Origin of the sequence: Streptomyces sp. NPDC002232 (assembly GCF_042890295.1) — a bacterium.
Lineage (GTDB): Bacteria > Actinomycetota > Actinomycetes > Streptomycetales > Streptomycetaceae > Streptomyces.
The window spans coordinates 733,477-755,097 of sequence record NZ_JBIARV010000006.1; the positions used below are offsets into that span (position 1 = coordinate 733,477).

13 protein-coding genes are annotated in these 21,621 nt (G+C 75.0%); 6 read left to right on the plus strand and 7 right to left on the minus strand.

Annotated features, from left to right (window positions below; genetic code table 11):
* Positions 1-37: 37 nt before the first annotated feature.
* Positions 38-985, plus strand: coding sequence for an aldo/keto reductase (locus tag ACFYXU_RS31590; RefSeq protein WP_389461110.1), 948 nt, complete (start codon positions 38-40; stop codon positions 983-985).
* Here the strand turns inward: ACFYXU_RS31590 and ACFYXU_RS31595 are convergent.
* From ACFYXU_RS31595 to ACFYXU_RS31610, 4 genes are all read right to left on the minus strand, one after another.
* The gene (locus tag ACFYXU_RS31595) at positions 982-2,313 is read right to left on the minus strand and encodes a PrsW family intramembrane metalloprotease (RefSeq protein ID WP_376511494.1); all 1,332 of its coding nucleotides are present in this window, start codon (positions 2,311-2,313) and stop codon (positions 982-984) included. The genes ACFYXU_RS31590 and ACFYXU_RS31595 overlap by 4 nt on opposite strands.
* A gap of 67 nt (positions 2,314-2,380) precedes the next feature.
* Complete coding sequence (trmB, locus tag ACFYXU_RS31600) at positions 2,381-3,100, minus strand: tRNA (guanosine(46)-N7)-methyltransferase TrmB (RefSeq protein ID WP_376511510.1); 720 nt, start codon at positions 3,098-3,100, stop codon at positions 2,381-2,383.
* 487 nt (positions 3,101-3,587) lie between these two features.
* Positions 3,588-4,772, minus strand: coding sequence for an L-2-hydroxyglutarate oxidase (gene lhgO, locus ACFYXU_RS31605; protein ID WP_329856296.1), 1,185 nt, complete (start codon positions 4,770-4,772; stop codon positions 3,588-3,590).
* A gap of 100 nt (positions 4,773-4,872) precedes the next feature.
* Positions 4,873-6,318, minus strand: coding sequence for an MFS transporter (locus ACFYXU_RS31610; RefSeq protein WP_376511496.1), 1,446 nt, complete (start codon positions 6,316-6,318; stop codon positions 4,873-4,875).
* Between the two features lie 562 nt (positions 6,319-6,880).
* Here ACFYXU_RS31610 and ACFYXU_RS31615 point away from each other — a divergent pair.
* Positions 6,881-9,076 carry an asparagine synthase-related protein gene (locus ACFYXU_RS31615; RefSeq protein WP_389461137.1) on the plus strand — a complete coding sequence of 732 codons (2,196 nt, stop codon included), beginning with the start codon at positions 6,881-6,883 and terminating at the stop codon, positions 9,074-9,076.
* 241 nt (positions 9,077-9,317) lie between these two features.
* A complete protein-coding gene (locus ACFYXU_RS31620; protein ID WP_389461112.1) occupies positions 9,318-12,578 on the plus strand; it encodes an ATP-binding protein in 3,261 nt (1,086 codons plus the stop codon).
* On the opposite strand, the gene ACFYXU_RS31625 is transcribed toward ACFYXU_RS31620, so the two are convergent.
* A complete protein-coding gene (locus ACFYXU_RS31625) occupies positions 12,565-14,691 on the minus strand; it encodes a sigma-70 family RNA polymerase sigma factor (RefSeq protein ID WP_389461114.1) in 2,127 nt (708 codons plus the stop codon). The genes ACFYXU_RS31620 and ACFYXU_RS31625 overlap by 14 nt on opposite strands.
* A gap of 297 nt (positions 14,692-14,988) precedes the next feature.
* Positions 14,989-15,789, minus strand: coding sequence for a TetR/AcrR family transcriptional regulator (locus ACFYXU_RS31630; RefSeq protein WP_376511502.1), 801 nt, complete (start codon positions 15,787-15,789; stop codon positions 14,989-14,991).
* A gap of 339 nt (positions 15,790-16,128) precedes the next feature.
* Here ACFYXU_RS31630 and ACFYXU_RS31635 point away from each other — a divergent pair, with 339 nt between their 5' ends.
* Entirely contained in the window at positions 16,129-17,493 is a 1,365-nt protein-coding gene (locus ACFYXU_RS31635) for an NAD(P)/FAD-dependent oxidoreductase (RefSeq protein WP_361396936.1), read from the plus strand.
* Between the two features lie 106 nt (positions 17,494-17,599).
* Positions 17,600-19,234 (plus strand): SpoIIE family protein phosphatase, encoded by a 1,635-nt coding sequence (locus ACFYXU_RS31640; RefSeq protein ID WP_376511504.1) that lies wholly within the window; start codon positions 17,600-17,602, stop codon positions 19,232-19,234.
* Positions 19,235-19,239: 5 nt separating this feature from the next.
* Here the strand turns inward: ACFYXU_RS31640 and ACFYXU_RS31645 are convergent, their stop codons facing one another.
* Positions 19,240-20,514, minus strand: coding sequence for an MFS transporter (locus ACFYXU_RS31645; protein WP_376511506.1), 1,275 nt, complete (start codon positions 20,512-20,514; stop codon positions 19,240-19,242).
* A gap of 154 nt (positions 20,515-20,668) precedes the next feature.
* Here ACFYXU_RS31645 and ACFYXU_RS31650 point away from each other — a divergent pair, with 154 nt between their 5' ends.
* Positions 20,669-21,214, plus strand: a complete 546-nt coding sequence (locus ACFYXU_RS31650; protein ID WP_376511508.1) for a MarR family winged helix-turn-helix transcriptional regulator — start codon at positions 20,669-20,671, stop codon at positions 21,212-21,214.
* Positions 21,215-21,621 lie beyond the last annotated feature (407 nt).

Genomic DNA, 21,621 nt, shown 5'->3' on the forward strand with positions numbered 1-21,621 from the left:
CGGAATAGGCCCGGCGGCGGGAGCGGTTGAGCGACACATGACCTCTCTCCGCCCGCTGGGCAGCTCCGACCTCCACGTCTTCCCGATAGCCCTGGGCGGCAACGTCTTCGGCTGGACCGCCGACGAGGCCCAGTCCTTCGCCGTCCTCGACGCCTACGCCGCCGCGGGCGGCAACTTCGTCGACTCCGCCGACGTCTACTCCGCCTGGGCCGAGGGCAACGAGGGCGGCGAGTCCGAGACCGTCATCGGCCGCTGGCTCGCCTCCCGGGGCAACCGCTCCGACATCGTCGTCGCCACCAAGGTCGGCGCCCACCCCCAGTTCAAGGGCCTGTCCGCCACCACCATCAAGGCGGGCGCGGAGGAGTCCCTCCGCCGTCTCGGCACCGACCACATCGACCTCTACTACACGCACTTCGACGACGAGTCCGTCCCCGTCGAGGAGATCGTCACCGCCCTCGACCAGCTGGTGAAGGACGGCAAGGTGCGCGCCGTCGCCGCCTCCAACATCTCCCCGGAGCGGCTCCGCGCCTCCCTCGACTTCGCCGAGGCCGAGGGCCTCGCCCGGTACGTCGCCCTCCAGCCGCACTACAACCTGGTCTCCCGCGACACCTACGAGGGCCCGCTCCTGGAGACCGTCGAGCGGGCCGGGCTCTCGGCCGTCCCGTACTACGGGCTCGCGGCCGGCTTCCTCACCGGCAAGTACCGCCCCGGTGCCACCGTCGACAGCGTCCGCGCCTCCGGGGCCGCCGGGCACCTGGAGACCGAGCGGGGCCGGGCCGTGCTCTCCGCCCTCGACACGGTCGCCGAGGCGCACGGGGCGGAGCTCGCCACCGTCGCCCTCGCCTGGCTCGCCGCCCGGCCGACCGTCGCCGCGCCGATCGCCTCCGCCCGCACGGTCGAGCAGCTCCCGGCGCTCGTCGCCGCCGCCGGCCTCACCCTCACCGAGGCCGAGCTGACGCTCCTGACCGAGGCCTCCGCCGTCTAACTGCGGTAGGGGTTGTAGCCGTCGTAGTCCAGATACTGCGGCGGCGCCCAGGCCCGGCCCGTGGCCCGCGCCGCGTACGTCAGCGCCGGGGACGCCACCGCGCGGCGCTGCCACAGGTGGTGCAGCAGCTCCTGCTCCCGGGCCGGGAAGTCGGGGCCCGCCGTGCCCCGGCGGGCCCGGTCCCGCAGGAACGCGAGGGTCGTCGCGAAGGACTCGTACTCGCCGACCGCCCGCGCGGCCGGCGGGCCGTACGTCCGGGCCGCGAAGGAGCGGGCCATCTGCCGGGCCCGCATCGAGGACAGCGCGAGCGGTTCGGTGGGGGCGAGCCAGCCGGCCGCCGCGTAGGCCGGGAGCTCCCCGGATATCGTGCGCAGCTCGCGCTGCCGGCTCCAGACCGCCAGCCAGGTCAGCAGACCGAAGGCCGGGACCATGAGCGCCCCGTACACCGCGTAGAAGGCCAGCGGGCCGCCGATGGTGGCCGAGCCGTTCCACGCGGCGTGCAGGCCCATCGCCAGCAGCAGCCCGCCGAGCGGCAGCAGCACCCGGCGCAGCCGCTTCCCGCGCGGCGCGAGGGCGGCGAGACCGAAGCCGACGCCGGTGAGCACGGTGAACAGCGGATGCGCGAACGGCGACATCACGACCCGTACGAAGAAGGTCGCCGCGGTCACCGAGCCGATGCCGGAGGAGCCGAACTCCTGGTCCTCGCCGAAGGCGTTGCCGAGGTAGAGGATGTTCTCGGTGAAGGCGAAGCCGGTCGCGGTGAACCCGGCGACCACCACCCCGTCGACGAGACCGCCGAAGTCCCTCCTGCGGAAGAGGAACAGCAGCAGGATCGCGGCGGCCTTCGCGCTCTCCTCGACCACCGGGGCGATGACGGTGGCGCCGAGGGTGTCGGCGGAGTCCGGATCGGCCGTGGCCGTGGCGATCCAGCGGACGGCGAAGGAGTTCGCCAGGATCGCGACGAGCGCGGCCGCGAAGGCGCCCCAGGCGAAGGCGAACAGCATGTTCTTCCAGGGACCCGGCTCGACCCGGTCGAGCCAGCGGAACGCCGACATGAGCAGCGGTACGGGAAGCACGGCCAGGCCCAGGCCGACGAGGAAGCCCTGGGTGCCGGTCTGCTCGCGGACCAGCGCCAGGATGACCAGCGCGCAGAGCGCGAGCAGCGTCACCACGGCGATCGCCCGGACCAGCCGACTGCGCCAGAAGGCCCGGCGGGGCCGGTAGCGCCACTGGGAACGGTCGGCGGCGGCGGGGAAGGCCGGCTCCTCGGTGTCCCGGTGCGGGACGGGAGCGGCGGCCGACGGGTCGCTCGGGGCAGGGTTCGACACGTGAGCGACCCTAACGACCTCCACCGACACCGGTCGACGCGGTTACGGGCTCCGCGTCACTTCCGCGTCACTTCCGCCGGAAGAGGAGGTCGTGGACGACGTGCCCCTTGTCGAGCCCCTGGCCCTCGAAGCGGGTGAGGGGACGGAAGTCGGGGCGGGGCGCGTAGCCGCCGTCGGCCTGCGTGTTCTCGAAGTCCGGATGCGCGGAGAGCACCTCCAGCATCTGCACGGCGTACTCCTCCCAGTCCGTGGCGCAGTGCAGCACGGCCCCGGGCTTCATCCGGGGGGCGAGGAGGCTGAGGAACTCGGGCTGGATCAGCCGCCGCTTGTGGTGGCGCGCCTTGGGCCACGGGTCCGGGAAGTAGACCCGGCAGCCGTCGAGGGCGGCGTCGCCCAGCATCTCGCGGAGCAGGATGATCGCGTCGCCGTTGGCGACCCGGACGTTGGTGAGCCCGTTGCGGTCGGCGAGGCCGAGGAGGTTGCCCTGGCCGGGGGTGTGCACGTCCACGGCGAGGATGCCGGTGCCGGGATCGGCGGCGGCCATCTGGGCGGTGGCCTCGCCCATGCCGAAGCCGATCTCCATGACGACCGGAAGCCCGTCGAACATCTCTTCGAGGTCGAGGACCCGCTTGCCGTCGATGTCGAGGCCCCAGTCGGGCCACCGCTTCAGCATGGCCTCGGCCTGTCCGTACGTGACCCGGCTGCGGCGGGGCTGGAAGCTCCGGATCCGCCGCTCGTGGTGGGCCCCGGCGGGATCGGGCAGGGGGCCCTCACCGGGGGCGAACATCCGACTGCCACGGCGCGCGACGGGCTGCGGCCCGCTCTCAATCTCCTCAGACACAATGCGCCCGATTCTACGGCGCGCGGGACGCCCCCGCTGTGGGCCCGGTGCCCGGCCGCTGTGGCCGGCGCCCCGCCGTTGTGGGCGGCGCCCGGCCCGCTGTGGGCCCGCGCACCGCCGGTCCGTCGCGCCCGCGCGTTACGCGCCCCCGCCGCCCCCGTTGTGGGCAGGCGTTCCGCAAGGGGCGGAACGGGTGGGCACAACGGAACGGCGCCCTTGCCGGCGCGGGAGGCCCCTGTGCCTGAACCCGCACCCCCGTGCGCGGTCACTGGGCGGTGCGGGTCAGGGCGCAGGACGCGGAGGCGCTGCTCAGCGCGCCGTCCTGTGTGCCCACCCGTCCCGCCCCAGCGGGACGATTGCCCACACGGGCGCAGGCGGCGGCCTCGCAAGGGGCAGGCGGGAGCCACCGCCGCGCGGCCCCGTGCCCGGCGGGCTACAAGTGCGCCAAAGCGCGCGCAGCGACCTCGCGCCCGATCGGCAAGGACGCCGTCGCCGCCGGCGAGGGCGCGTTCAGCACGTGGACCGTCCGCTCCGCCTCGCGGAACAGGAAGTCGTCGACCAGCGTCCCGTCCCGCAGCACCGCCTGCGCCCGCACCCCCGGCGCCGCCCGCCGCAGGTCGGACTCCTGGACCACCGGCAGCAGCCGCCGCACCGCCTCCGTGAAGGCCCGCTTCGACACCGACCGGTGCAGCTCGCCCGCGCCGTACCGCCAGTGCTCGCGGGCGATCGCCCACGAGCCCGGCCACGCCAGGGTGGCGCCCAGCTCGCGCGGACGGACGACGGACCAGCCGTACCCCTCCTTCGCGAGCGCCGGGACCGCGTTGGGTCCGATGTGCACGCCGCCGTCGATGCCCCGGGTCAGGTGCACCCCGAGGAAGGGGAAGGCGGGGTCGGGGACCGGATAGACCAGGCCCCGCACGAGCGAGGGGTCCGCGAGCTCGTAGTACTCCCCCCGGAAGGGGACGATCCGCATGCCCGGGTCGTCGCCCGCGAGCCGCGCGATCCGGTCGCAGTGCAGCCCCGCGCAGTTCACCAGGACCTTCGCCCGCACCACGCGCCCGTCCGCCGTGCGCACGGCGACGCCCCAGGACCGGCGGTCGACGACGGTGACCTCCGCGCCGTACAGGATCCGGGCCCCGGAGGCCTCGGCGAGGCGCTCGGAGACCGCCCCGTAGTCACAGATCCCGGTCGTGCCGACGTGGATCGCGGCCAGCCCCCGCACCCTCGGCTCGTACTCGCTGATCTGCGCCGGGCCGAGCTCGCGCACCGGGATGCCGTTCTCCCGGCCGCGCTGCACGAGCGCGTGCAGCCGGGGCAGCTCCTCGCGCGAGGTCGCGACGATGATCTTCCCCGTCACCTCGTGCGGAATGTCCCACTCCGCACAGAACTTCACCATCTCGGCCGCGCCCTCGACCGCGTACCGCGCCTTGAGCGAGCCGGGACGGTAGTAGATCCCGCTGTGGATCACCCCGCTGTTGCGCCCCGTCTGGTGGCGCGCGAGGGCGTGCTCCTTCTCCAGCACCGTGACCCGGGTGCCGGGGGCGGCACGCGTCAGGGCATACGCCGTCGACAGGCCGACGATCCCTCCGCCGATCACCAGCACGTCACAGTCAAACACCAGCGCCACCTCCCACCCCCGATAGTGCACTGGCCCACTGACAATGCCGCTAAACGCCCGCGCCGTGGGACGCGTGTCACGTCGGCGTGCCGGTCGCCCCTCACGCCGGGGTCACGAGCAGCGGCCGGGCCCGCTCGCGCAGCTCGATGACGCGCGGTTCGTGCCCGTACGGTTCGAGCCGGTGCAGCAGGTCGCGTACGTACTCGGTGGTCCGCGCCGAGGAGATCCGGCCCGCCACCTCCACCGCGCGCGTGCCGGCCGCGCAGGCGGCGTCCAGGTTGCCCGACTCCAGTTCGGCCACCGCCGACACCACGAGCCGCAGGCCGTGCGAGCGGACGAACTCCTCCGTCGGCCGGGACAGCGCCTGCTCGGTGAAGCGCCGCACCTCGCGCGGCATCCGCAGGTCCCGGTAGCACTCGGCCGCGTCGGCGCAGAACCGGTCGTACGAGTAGAAGCCGAGCCAGCTCGGGTCCGCGTCGCCGTCCCGGGAGCGCTCCAGCCAGCCCTCCGCGGACTTGAGCGCGGCGGCGGCCGCGGCCCCGTCGCCGGCCTTGGCGTGCGCGCGGGCCTCGACGAGCCGGAAGAAGGACATGGTGCGGGCGGTCGCGAGTCCCCGGTTCCGCTCCAGGGCGGCCTGCGCGAGGTCGACGCCCTCGTCGGCGAAGCCCCGGTAGGTGGCCTGGAGCGACATCGACGCGAGCACGTACCCGCCGAGCGGCACGTCGGCGGCGGCGCGGGCGAGCCGCAGCGCCTGGATGTAGTAGCGCTGGGCGGCCTCCTGCTGCCCGGTGTCGAAGGCCATCCAGCCCGCGAGCCGGGTGAGCTCGGCGGTCGCGCCGAACAGGTTCCGGCCGACCTCGTCCGAGTACGAGCCGAGCAGCAGCGGCGCCGCGTCCACGCGTAAGCACTCGGGCACCATCGACGACCGCCAGTCCCCGCCGCCGTACTTGGAGTCCCAGCGCCGCGCGTCCTCGGCGGCCTCCCGGAGCTTGGCGACGTCGCTGTGGCCCACGCGCGCGTGCTCCGCGGCGGCCGTGGCGGAGCCCGTAACCGCGCCGGGACGCGGGGCGACCCGCTCCACCGAGGGGTCGGCCGGGGTTATCAGCCAGCGGGACGCGGGCGTCGCGTAGGCGCTCACCGCGAACGACCCGGCGAGCGACTGCCAGATGCCGCCCCCGCCGGCCCGTCGCCCGGCCAGATCCAGCCGGTACAGGTCGGTGGCCGAGCGCACCGCCTCGCCCACGTCGCGCGGGAAGGCCAGCCCCACCTCGGGCGCCGGATCGGCGTCGGCGAGCCCGATCTCGTGCAGCGGCACGGGCCGGCCCAGCTTCTGTCCGATCGCGGCGGCGATCAGATGCGGCGCCGCGCCCTGCGGCACCATGCCCTTGGACACCCACCGGGCGACCGAGGTCTTGTCGTAACGAAGCGTCAGACCCCGTTGCGCACCGAGGTCGTTGACGCGCCGGGCGAGCCCGGCGTTGCTGATTCCCGCGAGGGCGAGAACCGTGCCGAGCTTTTCGTTCGGCCCGCGTTGCTCCCTGGACATCACGCCACCCCTCGACAACACAGACGGCCGCCACGACGCCGGGCATAGGCGTGCGGCATTCGTAAACACAGCGTAGTTCGCCGCATCCCTACCGTTAAGGGGCGGTGTTCCGTATGGCGAGATTGTTGTGTGAAGGTGCGACGAGCCGGGTCGGCGGCGCGGCCCGTGCTCCCGCCGTGTGGCCGTGCGCCCGGCCGTGCGCTCTCGTCCGGCCGCCGGGGGAGCGCTTCCATGGGTGTCGCGTGGGTCGGCCCGCTCGGCCGGGAACGGTGTCCCGGACCAGTGGGCTGGGGGATATCGCCGCCCCATTCCCCGCGGGCGGCGGACGGCCCCGGGAGGCGGGAGCGCCTCCCGGGCAGCCGGTGTCCGTCGTTCGTCGCGGACGCCGGTCGAAACCTCGCGCGGGGATCGATATTTGGCCGAATGACGCCGGTGTGCCGTTGATCGTCAACTGGCCCATGCCAGGGGCGCATTCGCCTTTCGCGCGCGTGCGCCCGGACCCCGCCCCGTGCGCCGTTGTCGTGGCAGCATGTCCTCCACCGAAACGGACGTGGAGGCGCCGATGCGATGGCTGGTGGGCTGGAGCAGTGTCGCCGCGGGCTTCGCAACGACCACGGGGGGCCGGGCGGGCGCCGTGAACGGCGCGTACGGCCACGGCTCCCCGTACGACGACGGCTCCCCCGACGGCTACGGCTACGGCCGGGACTCCGGCCGCGCGGCCGAGGGGCGCACGGTGCAGCCGGTGGGCGCGCAGCTCCTGTGGGGGGACCCGGATCCGCTCTGGGTGGTCGGCGACTGGCGCCCCGACGAGGTGCGCGTGGTGTCCGTCGACGACCGGACCCGCCTCGCCGTCCTCGGCTGCTGTGCCGCGAGCGACGAGGAACTGCGGATCGGCCTGCTCACCGCGCGCGGGGGCGCGTTGCGGCACCTGACCGCCTGGCCCGGGAGCTACACCGCCGTCGTGAGGACCGGCCGCCGCGTCACCGTCACGGGTGACCTCGCGGGCGCCCGGCCCGTGTTCCACACGCCGTGGGCGGGCGGCACCGCGTACGCCACCGCGGCCCTGCCGCTCGCCGACCTCGTCGAGGCCCAGCTCGACATCGGCCACCTCGCCGCCCTGCTCGCCTGCCCCGAGACCCCCGAGGCGCTGCGCGACTCCACCCCGTACGAGGGGGTGCGCCGGGTGCCGCCCGGGCACGCCCTGATCCTGCGGGAGGGCTCGCGCGAGATCACCGGCTACGAGCAGGTGGCCTCGCTCGCCGTCGCCGCACCCGAGGCGGACCCCCGCCAGGCCGTCGAAGGGGTGCGGGACGCCCTCGTCGAGGCCGTGCGCGCCCGGCTCACCGCGCCCCGGCACGCGCCCGAGGCGCCGCTGCCCGACCCCGGCCCGGTCCCCGGGATGGGGCCGGCCGACCGGCGCGCGGCCCGGGGTGCGGGCCCCGCCCCCGGCATCGGCGCCGACCTGTCCGGCGGCAGCGCCTCCGGCACGCTGGCGCTGCTCGCGGCGGGTCTCCCGGGGGTGCCGGGCACCCTCACCGGGCACGGCGCGGGCGCGGGGGAGCGGCTGCTCGCCGTCACCTTCAACGACCTGGCGACGCGGGCCGGTTCGCGCCGGACGGCGGAGCTGGAGCGGGCCCGGGCGATCGCCGCCGACCCGCGCCTGCACCACGTGGTCGTCGCGGGCCACGAGGAGGCGCTTCCGTACGCGGCGCTGGACGGGCCGCTGACCGACGAGCCGGGGCCCGCGCTCGTCACGGCCGAGCGGCATCGCAGACGGCTCGCCGGAGGCAGCGCCGACCACTTCACCGGGATGGGCGCGAAGCAGGTCCTGGACGCGCACCCGGCGCGCCTCGCCGACCTCCTGATGGACCGCAGGCGGCGCTCGCTGGTGCGTCCCGTGACCGCGCTCGCCAAGGCCTCGGGGCCCACGGCGGGCTCGCTGCTGGTGCCGCTGACGGTCTACCGGGCGGCGCGGAAGCTGGCCCGCACCCCGTACCGGACGGGTCTGGAGGCGGCGGCCCTGCGGGTCCTGGAGGCGAACCGCACGGCCCCGGACGGCTTCGGCCCCCTGGAGGCCTCGCTCTCCGCGCTCGCGTGGTCCCGGCCCGGACCGGCGGCGCGCTGGCTGACGGGAGAGGCGCTGGCTGAAGTATCGGTTCGCCTGAACCGGGCGGCGACGCTCCCGGCCACCGTCCAGCGCCCCGGCGAGGCACGCGCGCGTGCGGCCCTCGTCCGCGCGGCGGCCGACCACCGGGTCCTGGAGCAGGCGGCGGAGATCCGCGGCCAGCGCCTCCACGCCCCCTTCCTGGACAACCAGGTCGTACGGGCCTGCCGTGAGCTCCCCGAATCGCTCCGGGTCCAGCCGGACGCCCGGGCCGGCGTCCTGCGCGCGGTCCTCTCCGGCGCGGGCGTCCGCGAGCTCCCCTCGGGCTGGGGCGCCCCCCACCCGGCCGTCCCGGCCGCCGCCACGCGCGCGGGGCTGCGCGCGGCGCTCCCGCAGCTCCTCGCCCTGTTCGACGCGCCGCTCCTCGCGGACGCGGGCCTGATCGAGGCGCGCGTGGTCCGCGAGGCCCTGCGCGCGGCGACCGACGGCGCCCCCGTCCCCCTCGACGGCCTCGCCGACCTGGTCTCCACCGAACTCTGGCTCCGCCGCCTCCTCGCCCGCCGCGGCTCCTGCTGGACGAGCACCACGGAACCCCGCGCCCACCGCGCGGTCCAGGGTCCCCTGATCCCCGCGTCCCGCTCCCTGCCGGCGTGAGGCCGCGGCGGCCGCCGCCCGCTCCGGGGCCCTCCGGCGACGACCGCGGCCGCACACCCGTCCACAGGCTGGGGACAGCCGAGCGGCTTCCCCGCCCCATCGGCTCCGGGCTCGGCCCCGCCTGATGGCTTCCGGCCTCGGCCCCACCCGATGACCTCCGGGCTCGACCCCCGCACCTTCTGAGGGACGCACCGGGGTAAACCCCGAGGCGCCGGGACCGCCCGGCCGACACAATGGATCGGTGCGGTATCTCATCCTCGGCACCACCGAGGCCCTTCGTCCCGACGGCACCCCGCTCCCGCTCGGCGGTGCCCGGCTGCGCGCGCTGCTCGCCGCCCTCGCGCTGCGCGGCGGACGGGCCGTCTCCGTCGGCGAGCTCGCCGACGACGTGTACGGGGACGACCCGCCGCAGGACGCCCCCGCCGCGCTTCAGGCCCTGGTCGGCCGCCTCCGCAGGATCCTCGGCAGGGAGGCCGTCGCCTCCACCCCCGGCCCCGGCTACCGCCTCGCCGCCGGCCCCGAGGACATCGACCTGTACGTCTTCCGGCGCCGGGCCGCGGACGCCGCCGCCCGCCTCGACGCCGGCGACCCCGGCACCGCCGCCGCCCTCCTCCGCGAGGCCCTCGGGCTCTTCCGCGGCCCCGCCCTCGCCGACCTGCCCGAACCGGCCGGCGTCCGGCCCGAGGCGCAGCGCGTCGCCGCGCTCCGGCAGCGCGTCGAGGCCGATCTGCGGCGGGGCGCCACCGACGGACTCGTACCGGAGCTGACCGAGCTCACCACCACGTATCCGTACGACGAGACGTTCCGCGCCCAGCTCATCCGGGCCCTGCGGGCCGAGGGCCGCCACGCCGACGCCCTCACGGCGTACGAATCGGCCCGCCGCACCCTCGCGGACGGCCTCGGCGCCGACCCCGGCCCCGAGCTCACCGCGCTCCACCACGAACTCCTCACCGGCACCGAGGCCCCGACTCCGAGCCCGAGCCCGACCCCGGCCCCCTCCCCGGCCCCGCCCGCTGCCGCCGCCGGGGGACCCGCCCCCGACTCCGGAAACATCCGCCCCCGTCTCACCTCCTTCGTCGGCCGGGAACCCGAGCTCGCCGCGCTCCGGGCCGACCTCACCCGCTCCCGGCTCGTCACGCTCACCGGGCCCGGCGGTTCCGGCAAGACCAGGCTCGCCGAGGAGGCCGCGCTCCGGGCCGCCGGGCCCGCCGCCTGGATCGCCGAGCTCGCCCCGCTCGACGACCCCGACGCCCTCCCCGGCGCCGTCCTCTCCGCCCTGCGCCTCCGCGAGATCAACCTGATCACCCGTGAGGGGGCCCCGCTCAAGGACGACCCCACCGCCCACCTCGTCGAGCACCTGGCCCGCCGCCCGCTGCTCCTGGTCCTCGACAACTGCGAGCACGTCATCGACGCGGCCGCCGCCCTCGCCGAGACCCTGCTCACCCACTGCCCGCAGCTCCGGGTCCTCGCCACCAGCCGTGAACCCCTCGGCGTCCCCGGCGAGTCCGTCCGCCCCGTCGAGCCCCTTCCGCCCGACCCCGCCCACCGCCTCTTCACCGAGCGGGCCCGCACCGTGCGCCCCTCCTTCGACCTCGCGCGCGACGGCGGCGAGGCCGTCGACGAGATCTGCCGGCGCCTCGACGGCCTGCCGCTCGCCATCGAGCTGGCCGCCGCCCGGCTGCGGCTGCTCACCCCGCGCCAGATAGCCGACCGCCTCGACGACCGGTTCCTCCTCCTCACCTCCGGCTCGCGGACCGTCCTCCCCCGCCAGCAGACCCTCCGCGCGGTCGTCGACTGGTCCTGGGACCTCCTCGACCCGGCCGAGCGGACCCTGCTCCGCCAGGTGTCGGTCTTCGCCGGCGGCTGGGACCTGGCCGCCGCCGAGGCCCTCTCCCCGTCCGCCGCCGACGCCCTCGGCGCCCTCGTCGACAAGTCGCTCGTCGTCGCCACCCCCACCGAGGGCGGCGAGATGCGCTACCGCCTCCTGGAGACCATCCACGAGTACGCCGCCGAGCGCGCCGCCGAGGAGCCCGAGCTGCTCGCCGCCGCCGAGGCCACCCACACCGCCCACTTCACGGCGCTCGCGGAGACGGCCGAGCCCCGACTCCGCTCGGCGGAGCAGCTGCCCTGGATCGACACCGTGGAGCGCGACCTCGACAACATCCGCGCCGCCCTCCACCGCACCCTCGTCACCGACCCCGACGAGACCGCCGCCCTCCGGCTCGTCTTCGCCATGGGCTGGTTCTGGTGGCTGCGGAACTACCGCCCCGAGGGCCTGGTCTGGGTCGGCCGCGCGCTCGACCTCGGCGAGGACCCGGCCGATCCCGCCGACCCCCGCCACTGGCCCCGCATGCACCTGCGCATGCTGCACTTCTTCCTCGCGGTCGAGAGCCAGTCGATGGGCGACTTCCAGGAGCCGGAGACCCTCGCGCTCGTCCGGCGCGTGCGCGACGCGTTCGGGAAGGAGCCCGGCCCCGAGGCGGCCCGCTTCCCCGGTCTGCTCTGGCCCTTCACCGCGTACCTCACCGAGGACCCCTCCACGGTCCGCTCCCTGCTCGACTCCGCCGTCGACAACTGCCGCCGCCACGGCGGCGACTGGGAGCTCGGCGTCAGCCTGATGTTCCGCACGCACATGGTCGTCGACATGCCCGGCGGCATGCCCGGCATCGACGACGCCCTCGCCGAGCTCCGCGTCATCGCCCGGCGCGTCGGCGACCGCTGGATGGCCGCGCAGATCGCGAGCGCGGCGGGCGAGGCCCACACGATGCGCGGCCGGCACGCGGAGGCCGGCGAGGTGTACGAGGAGGCCCTCGCCCTCGCCCGTGAGGTCGGAGCCCACGCCGAGGCGCCCTTCCTCCTCGCCCGCCTGGCCGAACTGGCCTACCGCCTCGGCGACCTGGAGACCGCCGAGGCGACCCTCGACGAAGCCGCACGGGAGGCCGACCGCTACCACGTGCGGGACAGCCAGACGTACGTCTGCTTCCTCCGCGCCGCCTTCGCCCTGCACCGCCGCGACATCGCCGAGGCCCGCGCCCAGCTGGAGGAGGCGGGCAGGACCGTCGCGCTCGGCACCCCGCCCCCGCACTTCGAGGCGGCCGTGGTCGGCATCGCCGCCCGCGTCGAGGCGTACGAGGGACGGGGCGCGGCCGCCGTCGCGACGGCCGCCACCGCGCTCCGCATCGCGCGGGAGGCCCAGTGCGCGGACTTCATCACCGTCGGACTGGGGGAGGGGCTCGCCTTCGCCCTGGCCGAGGCGGGCGAGACGGCCCTCGCCGTGCGGGTCATGGCCGCCGTCGACCACTGGCGCCGGGACACCCCGCGCTCGGTCCCCGAGCTCCGGGAGCTGGAGCACCTGGAGGCGCGGGCGCGGGCCGAGCTCGACGCGCCCGCCCTGGAGGCGGCCCGCGCGGCCGGGACGGGACTCGGCCTCGACGAGGTCCTCGACCTCGTCGCGTCCTTCGCGGCGGCGCCGGGCCCCGCGGGGGCCGTCAGGAGCAGCTGATCCGGGACTCCGCCCAGTCGGCGACCGCGGTCCGGCCGAACGGCGTGTCCTCCTCCACCACGAGCCGGAGCGTGGCGCGGCCGGTGAGGTCGACGTGCACCGGGACGGGCGGGTCGCCCGCCCGGACGACAGCGGACCGCCAGAGCCGCTCCCCGTCCCCGTAGACGGAGAAGCGGACGCCGCCGGTGCCGAGCCAGGCGCTGAGGTCGTCGATGCCGACGACCGCGTCGTAGCCGGTGCACTGCCGGTTGAGGTCGATGAGCAGCGAGGACGGCGCGTGGACGCTGACCCCGGGCGCGTACGAGGTGCCGCCGATGGACAGGGAGTTCCGCTGCCACATCCAGCTGCTGTCCGCGAGGGACACCTCGGGCTTGGTGCCGTCGCCGAAGATGCCGTAGTCCAGTTCGCCGACCTGGTAGACGGACGGCGGCGCGGGCGCCGGGGGCGTCGGCTTCGGCGCGGGCCTCCCGGGCGGCGGCGTGGGCTTCGGAGTCGGTTTCGGGGCGGGCGCGGGCGTCGGCTCGGGGGCGGGTGCCGGGGGCGGCGTCGGCTTCGGTACGGGCCTGGGCGTCGGCTTCGGCTTCGGGGCCGGCGGCGGGGGCTCGGGCGCCGGGGCGGAGGCGACGGGCGGGGCCGGCGGCGCGGGTTTCGGGGAGGGTTCGGCGGGCGGCGCGGGCTCCGGCACGATCGGCGTGACGACCGGCTGGGTGGGCCGGGGCGCGGACACCGGCTGCGGGTCCCCGGCCATCGCCCAGACGAGCCCGGCGGCCGCGGCGACCGCCATGGCCGCCGCGATGCCGGCCTTCGCGGGCGCGCCGAGCCCCTCGGCGGCGGCCCCGCCCGAGGCGGCTCCCCCGGAGGACCCGGTGGCGGCGGCCGCCGCGCCCGCGCCGGCCGCGGCGGCGGTGCCGCCGGCGACGGCACCGGCCGCCTTGAGCGTGTACCCGGCGGCGAACCAGCCGATGACGGCGACCGGCAGGAGCGCGGGGATCCCGGCGTTCACGTGGGCCAGTTCTCCGGCGGCGAGGCGGCACTTCGCGCACGCGTCGAGGTGCTTGCGCAGTCCCCGCTCGGCCCGCATCCGCAGTCCGCCGCGGGCGTAGGCGCCGAGCCGGTCCGCGTAGCGGGCGCAGTCGCCGCCCGCGGTCAGGGACTGACTGACGTGCGCCTGGAGGTAGGCCTGCTTGAGGCCCTCGCGGGCCCGGCTGGCGAGGACGGCCGTGGCGTTCGCGGTCAGGCCGAAGAGCGGGGCGACCTCGCTCGGGGACTCCTCCTCGACGGTGGTGTGCCACAGCACGGCCTGCCAGCGCTCGGGCAGCGAGCGGAAGGCCTGAAGGGCGAGGGACTGCTCGGCCTCGTGCATGGCGCGGACGTCCGCGCCGAGGTCCATCGTGTCCTGGTCGGAGACCTCGGAGGAGCGGGCGGCGTCCGCGGCGAACACGGCGAAGTCCTCGACGAGGTGCTCCCGCTTCTGGGTCCTGGCCCAGTGCGCCGCGACCCGCCGGACGGTGGTCATGAGGTAGGCCCGCACGGCCTGTTCGGGCCCGGCGCCGCCCCGGACCGCCTGGAGGGTGCGGGCGAACACCTCGGCGGTGAGGTCGTCGGCGGTGTGCGCGTCCCGGCAGCAGGTCCGGGCGTAGCGGCGGACGGCGTCGGAGTGGCGGCGGAACAGCTCCTCGTACGCGGAGCCGTCGCCGTCCCGCATGAGCCGGACGAGCTCGGCGTCGGAGGGCGGCAGTTCGAGCGGCGGCGGGAGCACGGTGTCGGGCTCGTCGGGCTCGTGGGACGCGTCGAGCGCGTGGGGCACGTAGGTGCCGTGGGACTCGTGGAACTCGTGGGCCTCGTGGGCCTCGTCGGCCCGGCCGGGGCCGTCGGGCCCGACGAGCCCGTCGGGTTCGGTGGCCCCGTCGGGACCCTCGTCCGTGCCGGGGGCCTCGGGAGCGCCCGGCCCCTGGACCCTGCCCGCGCGCTGCATCGGCACGCTCGGCGCGGACGGCACGCTCGGCGCCGCGGGGTGAGCACCCCGGCCGCCCTGGCCCGGGACCTGCCGGGAGGGCAGGTCCCCGGTCTCCGCGCCGCCGCCCGGCGGATCGTCCCGACTGTCACCGCTCATCGCGGAAGCCCCCGTCACGCGCGCTCGGACCCGAATGTCGGATCAGCGTGTCACAGAGCGAGGGCGCGCCGAAGCGCCGCGTCCACTTACCACTCGTCCGGGGCGACTTCGTGTATCCGGGCGTAACCGTTCACACGTTCGTGTCAGGCTGATTGGTCCGCCCGGACCACGCCGCCCGTACGGTTTGGTCCGCCCGGACCACGCCGCCCGTACGGTTCGGTCCGCCCGGACCACGCCCCCCGTACGGTTCCCCCCGGGCCACGGAAGGTGCCACCCGCGAGGAGCCGCCGGAAGCGACTACCGGGACCGCAGGCCCTCGAGGAGGATGTCGAGGAGCCGGGCCGAGGCCGCCGCCTGCTGCACCGCGTCCGGCAGGGCCGGTGCGGCGGTCGCGATCACGAGGAGGACGTCCGCCACGGTCACGTCCGTCCGCAGCTCACCCGCCTCCCGCGCCCGGTCGACCAGCCGGCCGACGACCTCGAGGAGCTCCGCGGCCCCCGCGTCGTCCCGCTCCTCGGCGGGCACGGCACGCGGAGCGACCACGCGCGGGTCGGACGGCTCGGCGAGACCGCGCTGGTACGGCACCCGCGCCGCCTCGTCCGCGTCCGGCCCGACGAGCGGGATGCCGGACTCGTCCACGCCCACGCGCAGCACCTGCGGCGGCAGGAGACGGCCCGCGCCCGAGGCCACCGAGGTCCGCAGGAACCGGGAGAGCGCCGACCACGGCTCCTCCTCCTGGCCCAGCGCGGCCCGCGCCTGCTCGGTCAGCCGGGAGGTCTCCTCCTCGGCTATCCGCCGCACCAGCACGTCCTTGCTGGGGAAGCGGCGGTAGACGGTGCCGACCCCGACCCGGGCCCGGCGCGCCACGTCCTCCATCGGAGCCCCGTAGCCCAGCTCGCCGAACACCTCGCGCGCGGCCCGCAGCACGTGCTCCAGATTGCGCTGGGCGTCCACCCGCAGCGGCGCGGACCTGCCGCCCGCCGGCAGCGTGCCGTGGCGCGGCTCGGCCGTCCCGACGCCGTGCCCGTCGACGGTCGCCGTCCCGGCGCCCGACTGCCATCCCGAATCCTGAATCTGCATAAGCGTTCCCCCGCTCATGATGTCTCCCCCCGGAGACTCCCCGCCCTGACACGGGGCTTCCGGCGGACGAGCGCTTCGGTCCACGCGCGCGCCCCGGTCCGACACCCCGACGAAGTACGAACATAGTTGAGTCGGGGTCAATTCAGAAGGGGGAGTTCCGTACGGTGCGACCCCCGATCGGAGCAAGGCCCGGAAGACTCCCGATTCCCACCCCTCTCCCCACCCGCCCCGGCCGGGGTGACCTGCGCCGTTTCCCCCGCACGACGCCCCCGCGCCACCCCGCGCCTCCATATCCCTCCGGTCACACAATTTGCCGGGCCTGTGGACAAACCACGGACGGGGGTGCGTCATGGGACAGTGACCGAACCTGCGCGCATTCTCGTGGTCGGCGGTGGATACGTCGGCATGTACACCGCGCTGCGCCTCCAGCGGCAGCTCGGAGCGGAGCTCAGAGCCGGCACCGCCGAGATCGTGGTGGTCACCCCCGAGCCGTACATGACCTACCAGCCGTTCCTGCCCGAGGCCGCGGCCGGCTCCATCTCCCCGCGCCACGTCGTCGTCCCGCTCCGCAGGGTCCTCGACCGCTGCCGGGTCGTCATCGGCGAGGTCGGCTCCGTCGACCACGCCAAGCGCACCGTGACCCTCTCCACCCTCGCCACCGCGGAGGAGGGCACCGGCGCCGTCGACCTGGCGTACGACGAACTGGTCCTCGCCCCCGGATCGGTCTCCCGCACCCTCCCCGTCCCCGGTCTCGCCGACCACGGCATCGGCTTCAAGACCGTCGAGGAGGCCATCGGGCTGCGCAACCACGTCATCGAGCAGATGGACATCGCCTCCTCCACCCGCGATCCCGCGATCCGCGACGCCGCCCTCACCTTCGTCTTCGTCGGCGGCGGCTACGCGGGCGTGGAGGCCCTCGCCGAGCTGGAGGACATGGCCCGCTACACCGCGCGGTACTACCACAACATCAAGCCCGAGGACCTGCGCTGGGTCCTCGTCGAGGCCACCGGCCGGATCCTCCCCGAGGTGGGCGAGGACATGGGCCGGTACGCCGTCCGCGAGCTCCGCAACCGGAACATCGACGTGCGCCTGGACACTCGGCTGGAGTCCTGCGAGGACCGGGTCGCCGTCCTCAGCGACGGCAGCCGCCTGCCCACCCGCACCGTCGTCTGGACCGCCGGAGTGAAGCCCGCGCCGCTCCTCGCCGCCACCGACCTCCCGCTGGACGGACGCGGCAGGCTCCGCTGCACCGCCCACCTCGCCGTCGAGGGCGCCCCGCACGCCTGGGCGGCCGGCGACGCCGCCGCCGTCCCCGACGTCACGGCGGCCGAGCCCGGCAAGGAGTGCGCGCCCAACGCCCAGCACGCCGTCCGCCAGGCCCGGGTCCTCGCCGAGAACATCGCGGCCTCCCTGCGCGGGCAGCCGCTCAAGCAGTACGCGCACGCGTACGTGGGCTCCGTCGCCTCCCTCGGCCTCCACAAGGGAGTCGCCCACGTCTACGGACGCAAGCTCAAGGGATATCCGGCCTGGTTCATGCACCGCGCCTATCACCTCAGCCGCGTCCCGACCTTCAACCGCAAGGCCCGGGTCCTCGCCGAATGGACCTTGTCCGGGCTGTTCAAACGGGAGATCGTCTCTCTCGGCTCGCTGGAACACCCCAGGGCCGAATTCGAACTCGCCGCCTCACCACCCCCCGGCGACGGCGACAAGCCGCGCTCCTGACATCACTGTCAGTGCACTCACCCACACTGGACGTGTGACCATAGGTGGGCTCACACCTGCACAGCGTGACTCTGCACGGCACCGACACCACGAGGCATACAGATCCGTGAACTTCACCCGTTGGAGCGCCCGGCTCCCCGGCACGCAGCGCCGCGCGGCGCGCGGGACAGAGGGCTCCGTGCCCGCCGCCCGCGGTGAGTACGGTCAGCATCCGGAGCTGCCCGACGACGGGGCCGCGGCCGCCGACGTCCCCGCCCTGGAGGACTTCCCCGTACGGGAGCTGCTCGGCCGCCTCCCCGGCCTCGTCGCCCTCGTGTACGGCCCGGAGCACCGCATCGCGTACGTGAACGACGCGTACGCCGCCGCCTTCGGCCCCCGCCCGGCCGGCGCCACCGTCGCCGACACCTGCCCCGAGGCCGAGGAGCTCGGCCTGCTGCCCCTCATGGACCAGGTCCTCCGCAGCGGCAAGCCCCGGACGGTGAAGTCCCGCCGCACCCGCGAGGGCGGCTCGTACACGGTCACCTGCCTGCCCGTCGACAGCCCCCGCCTCGGTGGCGGCGTCCTCGTCCACGCCGCCGACGTCACCGACCACGCCGACGCCGCCGAGCGGCTCCGGGCCAGCGAGCGACGGCACCGCGAGACCGCCGTCACCCTCCAGCGCTCGCTGCTCCCGCAGGAGCTGGAGCAGCCCGACGACCTGCGGATCGCCGCCACCTACCAGCCCGGCGTCGCGGACGCGGCCGTCGGCGGCGACTGGTACGACGTGATCACCCTCGGAGCGGGCCGCACCGCCCTCGTCATCGGCGACGTGATGGGCCGGGGCGTGCGCGCCGCCGCCGTCATGGGCCAGCTCCGCACCGCCGTCCGGGCCTACGCCCGCCTGGACCTGCCCCCGCACGAGGTGCTCCAGCTGCTCGACGGCCTCGCCGCCGAGATCGACGCCAGCCAGATCGCCACCTGCGTGTACGCGATCCACGACCCCAGCGAGGGAAAGCTGGTGTACGCCTCCGCCGGCCACCTCCCGATCCTCGTCCGGGACGAGGACGGCACCGTCCGCCGCGCCGAGGACCCGACCGGCCCGCCGCTCGGCACCGGCGGCTGGCTGCACGCCTCGGGATCGATCGCCCTGCCGCCCGGCTCCACCGCCGTCCTCTACACCGACGGCCTGGTCGAGCGCCGCCGGGAGGACATCGACGAGGGCGTCGCCGCCCTGGCCCGCGCCCTCTCCGGCGCCGACGGCACCCCGCAGGTGGTCTGCGACCGGCTCCTGCGCGCCCTCGGCGTCACCGCAGAGCACGACGACGATGTCGCCGTGCTAGTCGTCCAGCACCCCTCCCGCAGGGGCACGGACGCCGAGCTCTTCCACAACGCCGCCCTGGAACTCCTGGGCGGGGTGGAGGCCGCGCCCCGCGCGCGTGCCTTCGCCTCGGGCGTCCTCTCCTCCTGGCGCTTCCCGGTCGAACTGCGCGACCTCGGGGTCCTCGCCACCAGCGAGCTCGTGGCGAACTCGCTCCAGCACGGCACCCCGCCCATGCGCCTGCGGCTGCGCCGCACCGACCGCCGCCTGATCATCGAGGTGACGGACGGCGACGACCACCTGCCGCGCCGCCGCAGGGCGGAGACGGAGGACGAGGCGGGTCGCGGAATCTCGATCATCGCGACGATCGCCTCGTCCTGGGGGAGCCGCCGCACACCGGGCGGCGGCAAAGCGGTCTGGTGCGAGTTCGCCCTGCCGGACTGATCCGGTCAGACCGCCGCGGTCTCGCTCTCGCGCACCGGCTCGTGCCGGGCGACGACCTTCGACGGCTTGAGGGCGAGGAAGGGCTGGTCCTGCTCGGGCGTCAGCCGCCTGCCGAGACGGACGGCCAGCAGCGTGATCCCGAGCGAGAACAGCACGAAGGTCACGATGTACGGACCGTGCAGCGCGGCCCCCATGGGCCCGCCCACGGCCGGACCGACCGCCAGCGCCAGCTGCTTCACCAGGGCGAAGGCCGAGTTGTACTGCCCGACCATCGACTCCGGCGCCAGATCGGCCACCAGCGGGGCCACGGTCGGCGACAGCATCGCCTCACCGAGCCCGAAGAGGGCGTACGTGGAGACGAAGGCGGCCGTCGCCATGGCCTGGCTGCCGTGCCCGAGACCCGCGTACCCGGCGATGAGCCAGGCCACGGTCCAGATCAGGCCCACGGCCGCGATCACCCGGCTCCGCCTGCGGCGCTCGACGAACCGCAGCACCAGGAACTGGGCGACCACGATCACCGCCGTGTTCGCGGCGAGGGCGATCCCGAGCGTCGACGGCTGGATGCCCGCGGCCTCCGTGCCGTACGCCGCGAGCCCCGACTCGAACTGCCCGTAGCAGGCGAAGAACAGCACGAAGCCCAGGACGCACAGCTGCACCATGGCCTTGTGCCCGAGCAGCGCGCGGACACCGCCGCCCCCGCCGCCCTCGGCCGGACGCGCACCCTGGAGCGCCGGCGAACCCGGCATCCGGACGGTCCCCACGATCGCGGCGAGCACCAGGAACATCGCCGCCTCGATCGAGAACAGCAGGATGAAGCTGCCCGGCCGGGTCGTGTCGACCAGCAGACCGCCGATCAGACCGCCCACACCGAGGCCGAGGTTCTGAAGGAAGAACTGCGTCGCGAAGGCCCGGGTGCGGCCGACGGGCTCGGAGCACCAGACGATCATCGTCGCCAGCGCCGGCTGGAGCACGGCCGTACCGGCACCCAGGAGCGCCGCGGCCCCCACGGCCGCCGGCACGCTGGACGCGAAGCCCATCGCCACCGCGCCCACCGCGGCGACGACCGAGGCCACCAGGAGCACCGGCACGGGCCCGCGCCGGTCGATGGCCCGCCCGCTGAAGGGCAGCACCACCAGTGCGGCCATGGCGAAGACGGCCAGCACGATCCCCGCCGTCGCGGCGCCCAGATCCCGCACCTGCGCCACGTACACATAGAGGTACGGGACGGTGAAGCCGAGTCCGAACGCGCTCAGCGCGCTGCCTGCCTGGATACGGCGCATCGCTGCGCCCCTCGCCTTGGTCACACTCACCCACTTCGGTCGCGGGTTCAGACGTGTACGCCTGAACCCTGAAGACTTCAACCATAAAGTTAACGTCTTAACAGTACACACCGAAGGACTTCAACGCCAACGAGAGGCGTGGGATACTCGCCGCATGTCCGACACCGCTCCCCAGGAGCCGAGCCTCGACGAGCAGATCGCCGCGTATCAGCGCGAGTACGGCGACCTCGACCCGCAGGTGGAGAAGGTCGTGTCCGCCCTCGGCCGGCTGAACCGCCGGATGAACGTGGCGTACGGCCGCCAGCTCTCCGACCTCGGCATCAGCAACGCGGAGTGGGAGGTCCTCAAGACCCTCGTCCTCTCCGGCGCCCCCTACCGCCTCGGCCCCGGCGAACTGGCCAAGCGCCTCGGGCTCACGCCCGCGGCGATGACGCACCGCATCGACCGCATGGCGGGCGAGGGCCTGGTCACCCGCGACCGGGACGAGAACAACCGGGTCCGCGTGATCGTCGAGCTGACCGACGAGGGCCGTACGAAGTGGCTGGAGGCCATGCGGATGGCCACCGACTTCGAGGAGGACCTCCTCCAGGACCTGAGCGCGGACGAGCGGGGCCTTCTGGGGGAGGCGCTCATCCGCCTCCTCCGCCGGGTGGAGCTCACCCAGCCGGACGCCGGCGGCCGCCTGACCGACCTGGACTGACGGCTCCCGACCGACGGAGCCGGGCTGGAGGGGGGTTGACACTCCCCTGCCGGATGCGTAGTGTTCTCCGAGTTGTCACGGAGCCGGAAGGTTCCAGGGCAGCCACTCCCGCCGCTTGATGCGGCACCTCTACTCAGCACGGCCTCCCCACCGGGACGAATTTCGGCATGCCGAAATTCATTTCGAAAAGACTCGATTATGAGTCGCCGGGGAAACCCGCTAGAGTTTGAGACGTCGGAACGGCCCAACAGCCGGAAAGACAAACCCCCCTGACTGGGAGTCAGACGCCGAAAGGATCTGATAGAGTCGGAAACGCCGGAAGGGCCCGGAGCGAAAGCAAAAGGGACCGGAAAGCACCGAGGAAATCGGATCGGAAAGATCTGATAGAGTCGGAAACGAAGGAAGCG

Bases quoted from the DNA above. Each gene is read 5' to 3' on its own strand.
- ACFYXU_RS31590 (WP_389461110.1), top strand. From the start codon at position 38: ATGACCTCTCTCCGCCCGCTGGGCAGCTCCGACCTCCACGTCTTCCCG.
- trmB (WP_376511510.1), bottom strand. From the start codon at position 3,100: ATGTTCGCCCCCGGTGAGGGCCCCCTGCCCGATCCCGCCGGGGCCCAC.
- ACFYXU_RS31610 (WP_376511496.1), bottom strand. From the start codon at position 6,318: ATGTCCAGGGAGCAACGCGGGCCGAACGAAAAGCTCGGCACGGTTCTC.
- ACFYXU_RS31615 (WP_389461137.1), top strand. From the start codon at position 6,881: ATGCGATGGCTGGTGGGCTGGAGCAGTGTCGCCGCGGGCTTCGCAACG.
- ACFYXU_RS31625 (WP_389461114.1), bottom strand. From the start codon at position 14,691: ATGAGCGGTGACAGTCGGGACGATCCGCCGGGCGGCGGCGCGGAGACC.
- ACFYXU_RS31630 (WP_376511502.1), bottom strand. From the start codon at position 15,789: ATGAGCGGGGGAACGCTTATGCAGATTCAGGATTCGGGATGGCAGTCG.
- ACFYXU_RS31645 (WP_376511506.1), bottom strand. From the start codon at position 20,514: ATGCGCCGTATCCAGGCAGGCAGCGCGCTGAGCGCGTTCGGACTCGGC.
- ACFYXU_RS31650 (WP_376511508.1), top strand. From the start codon at position 20,669: ATGTCCGACACCGCTCCCCAGGAGCCGAGCCTCGACGAGCAGATCGCC.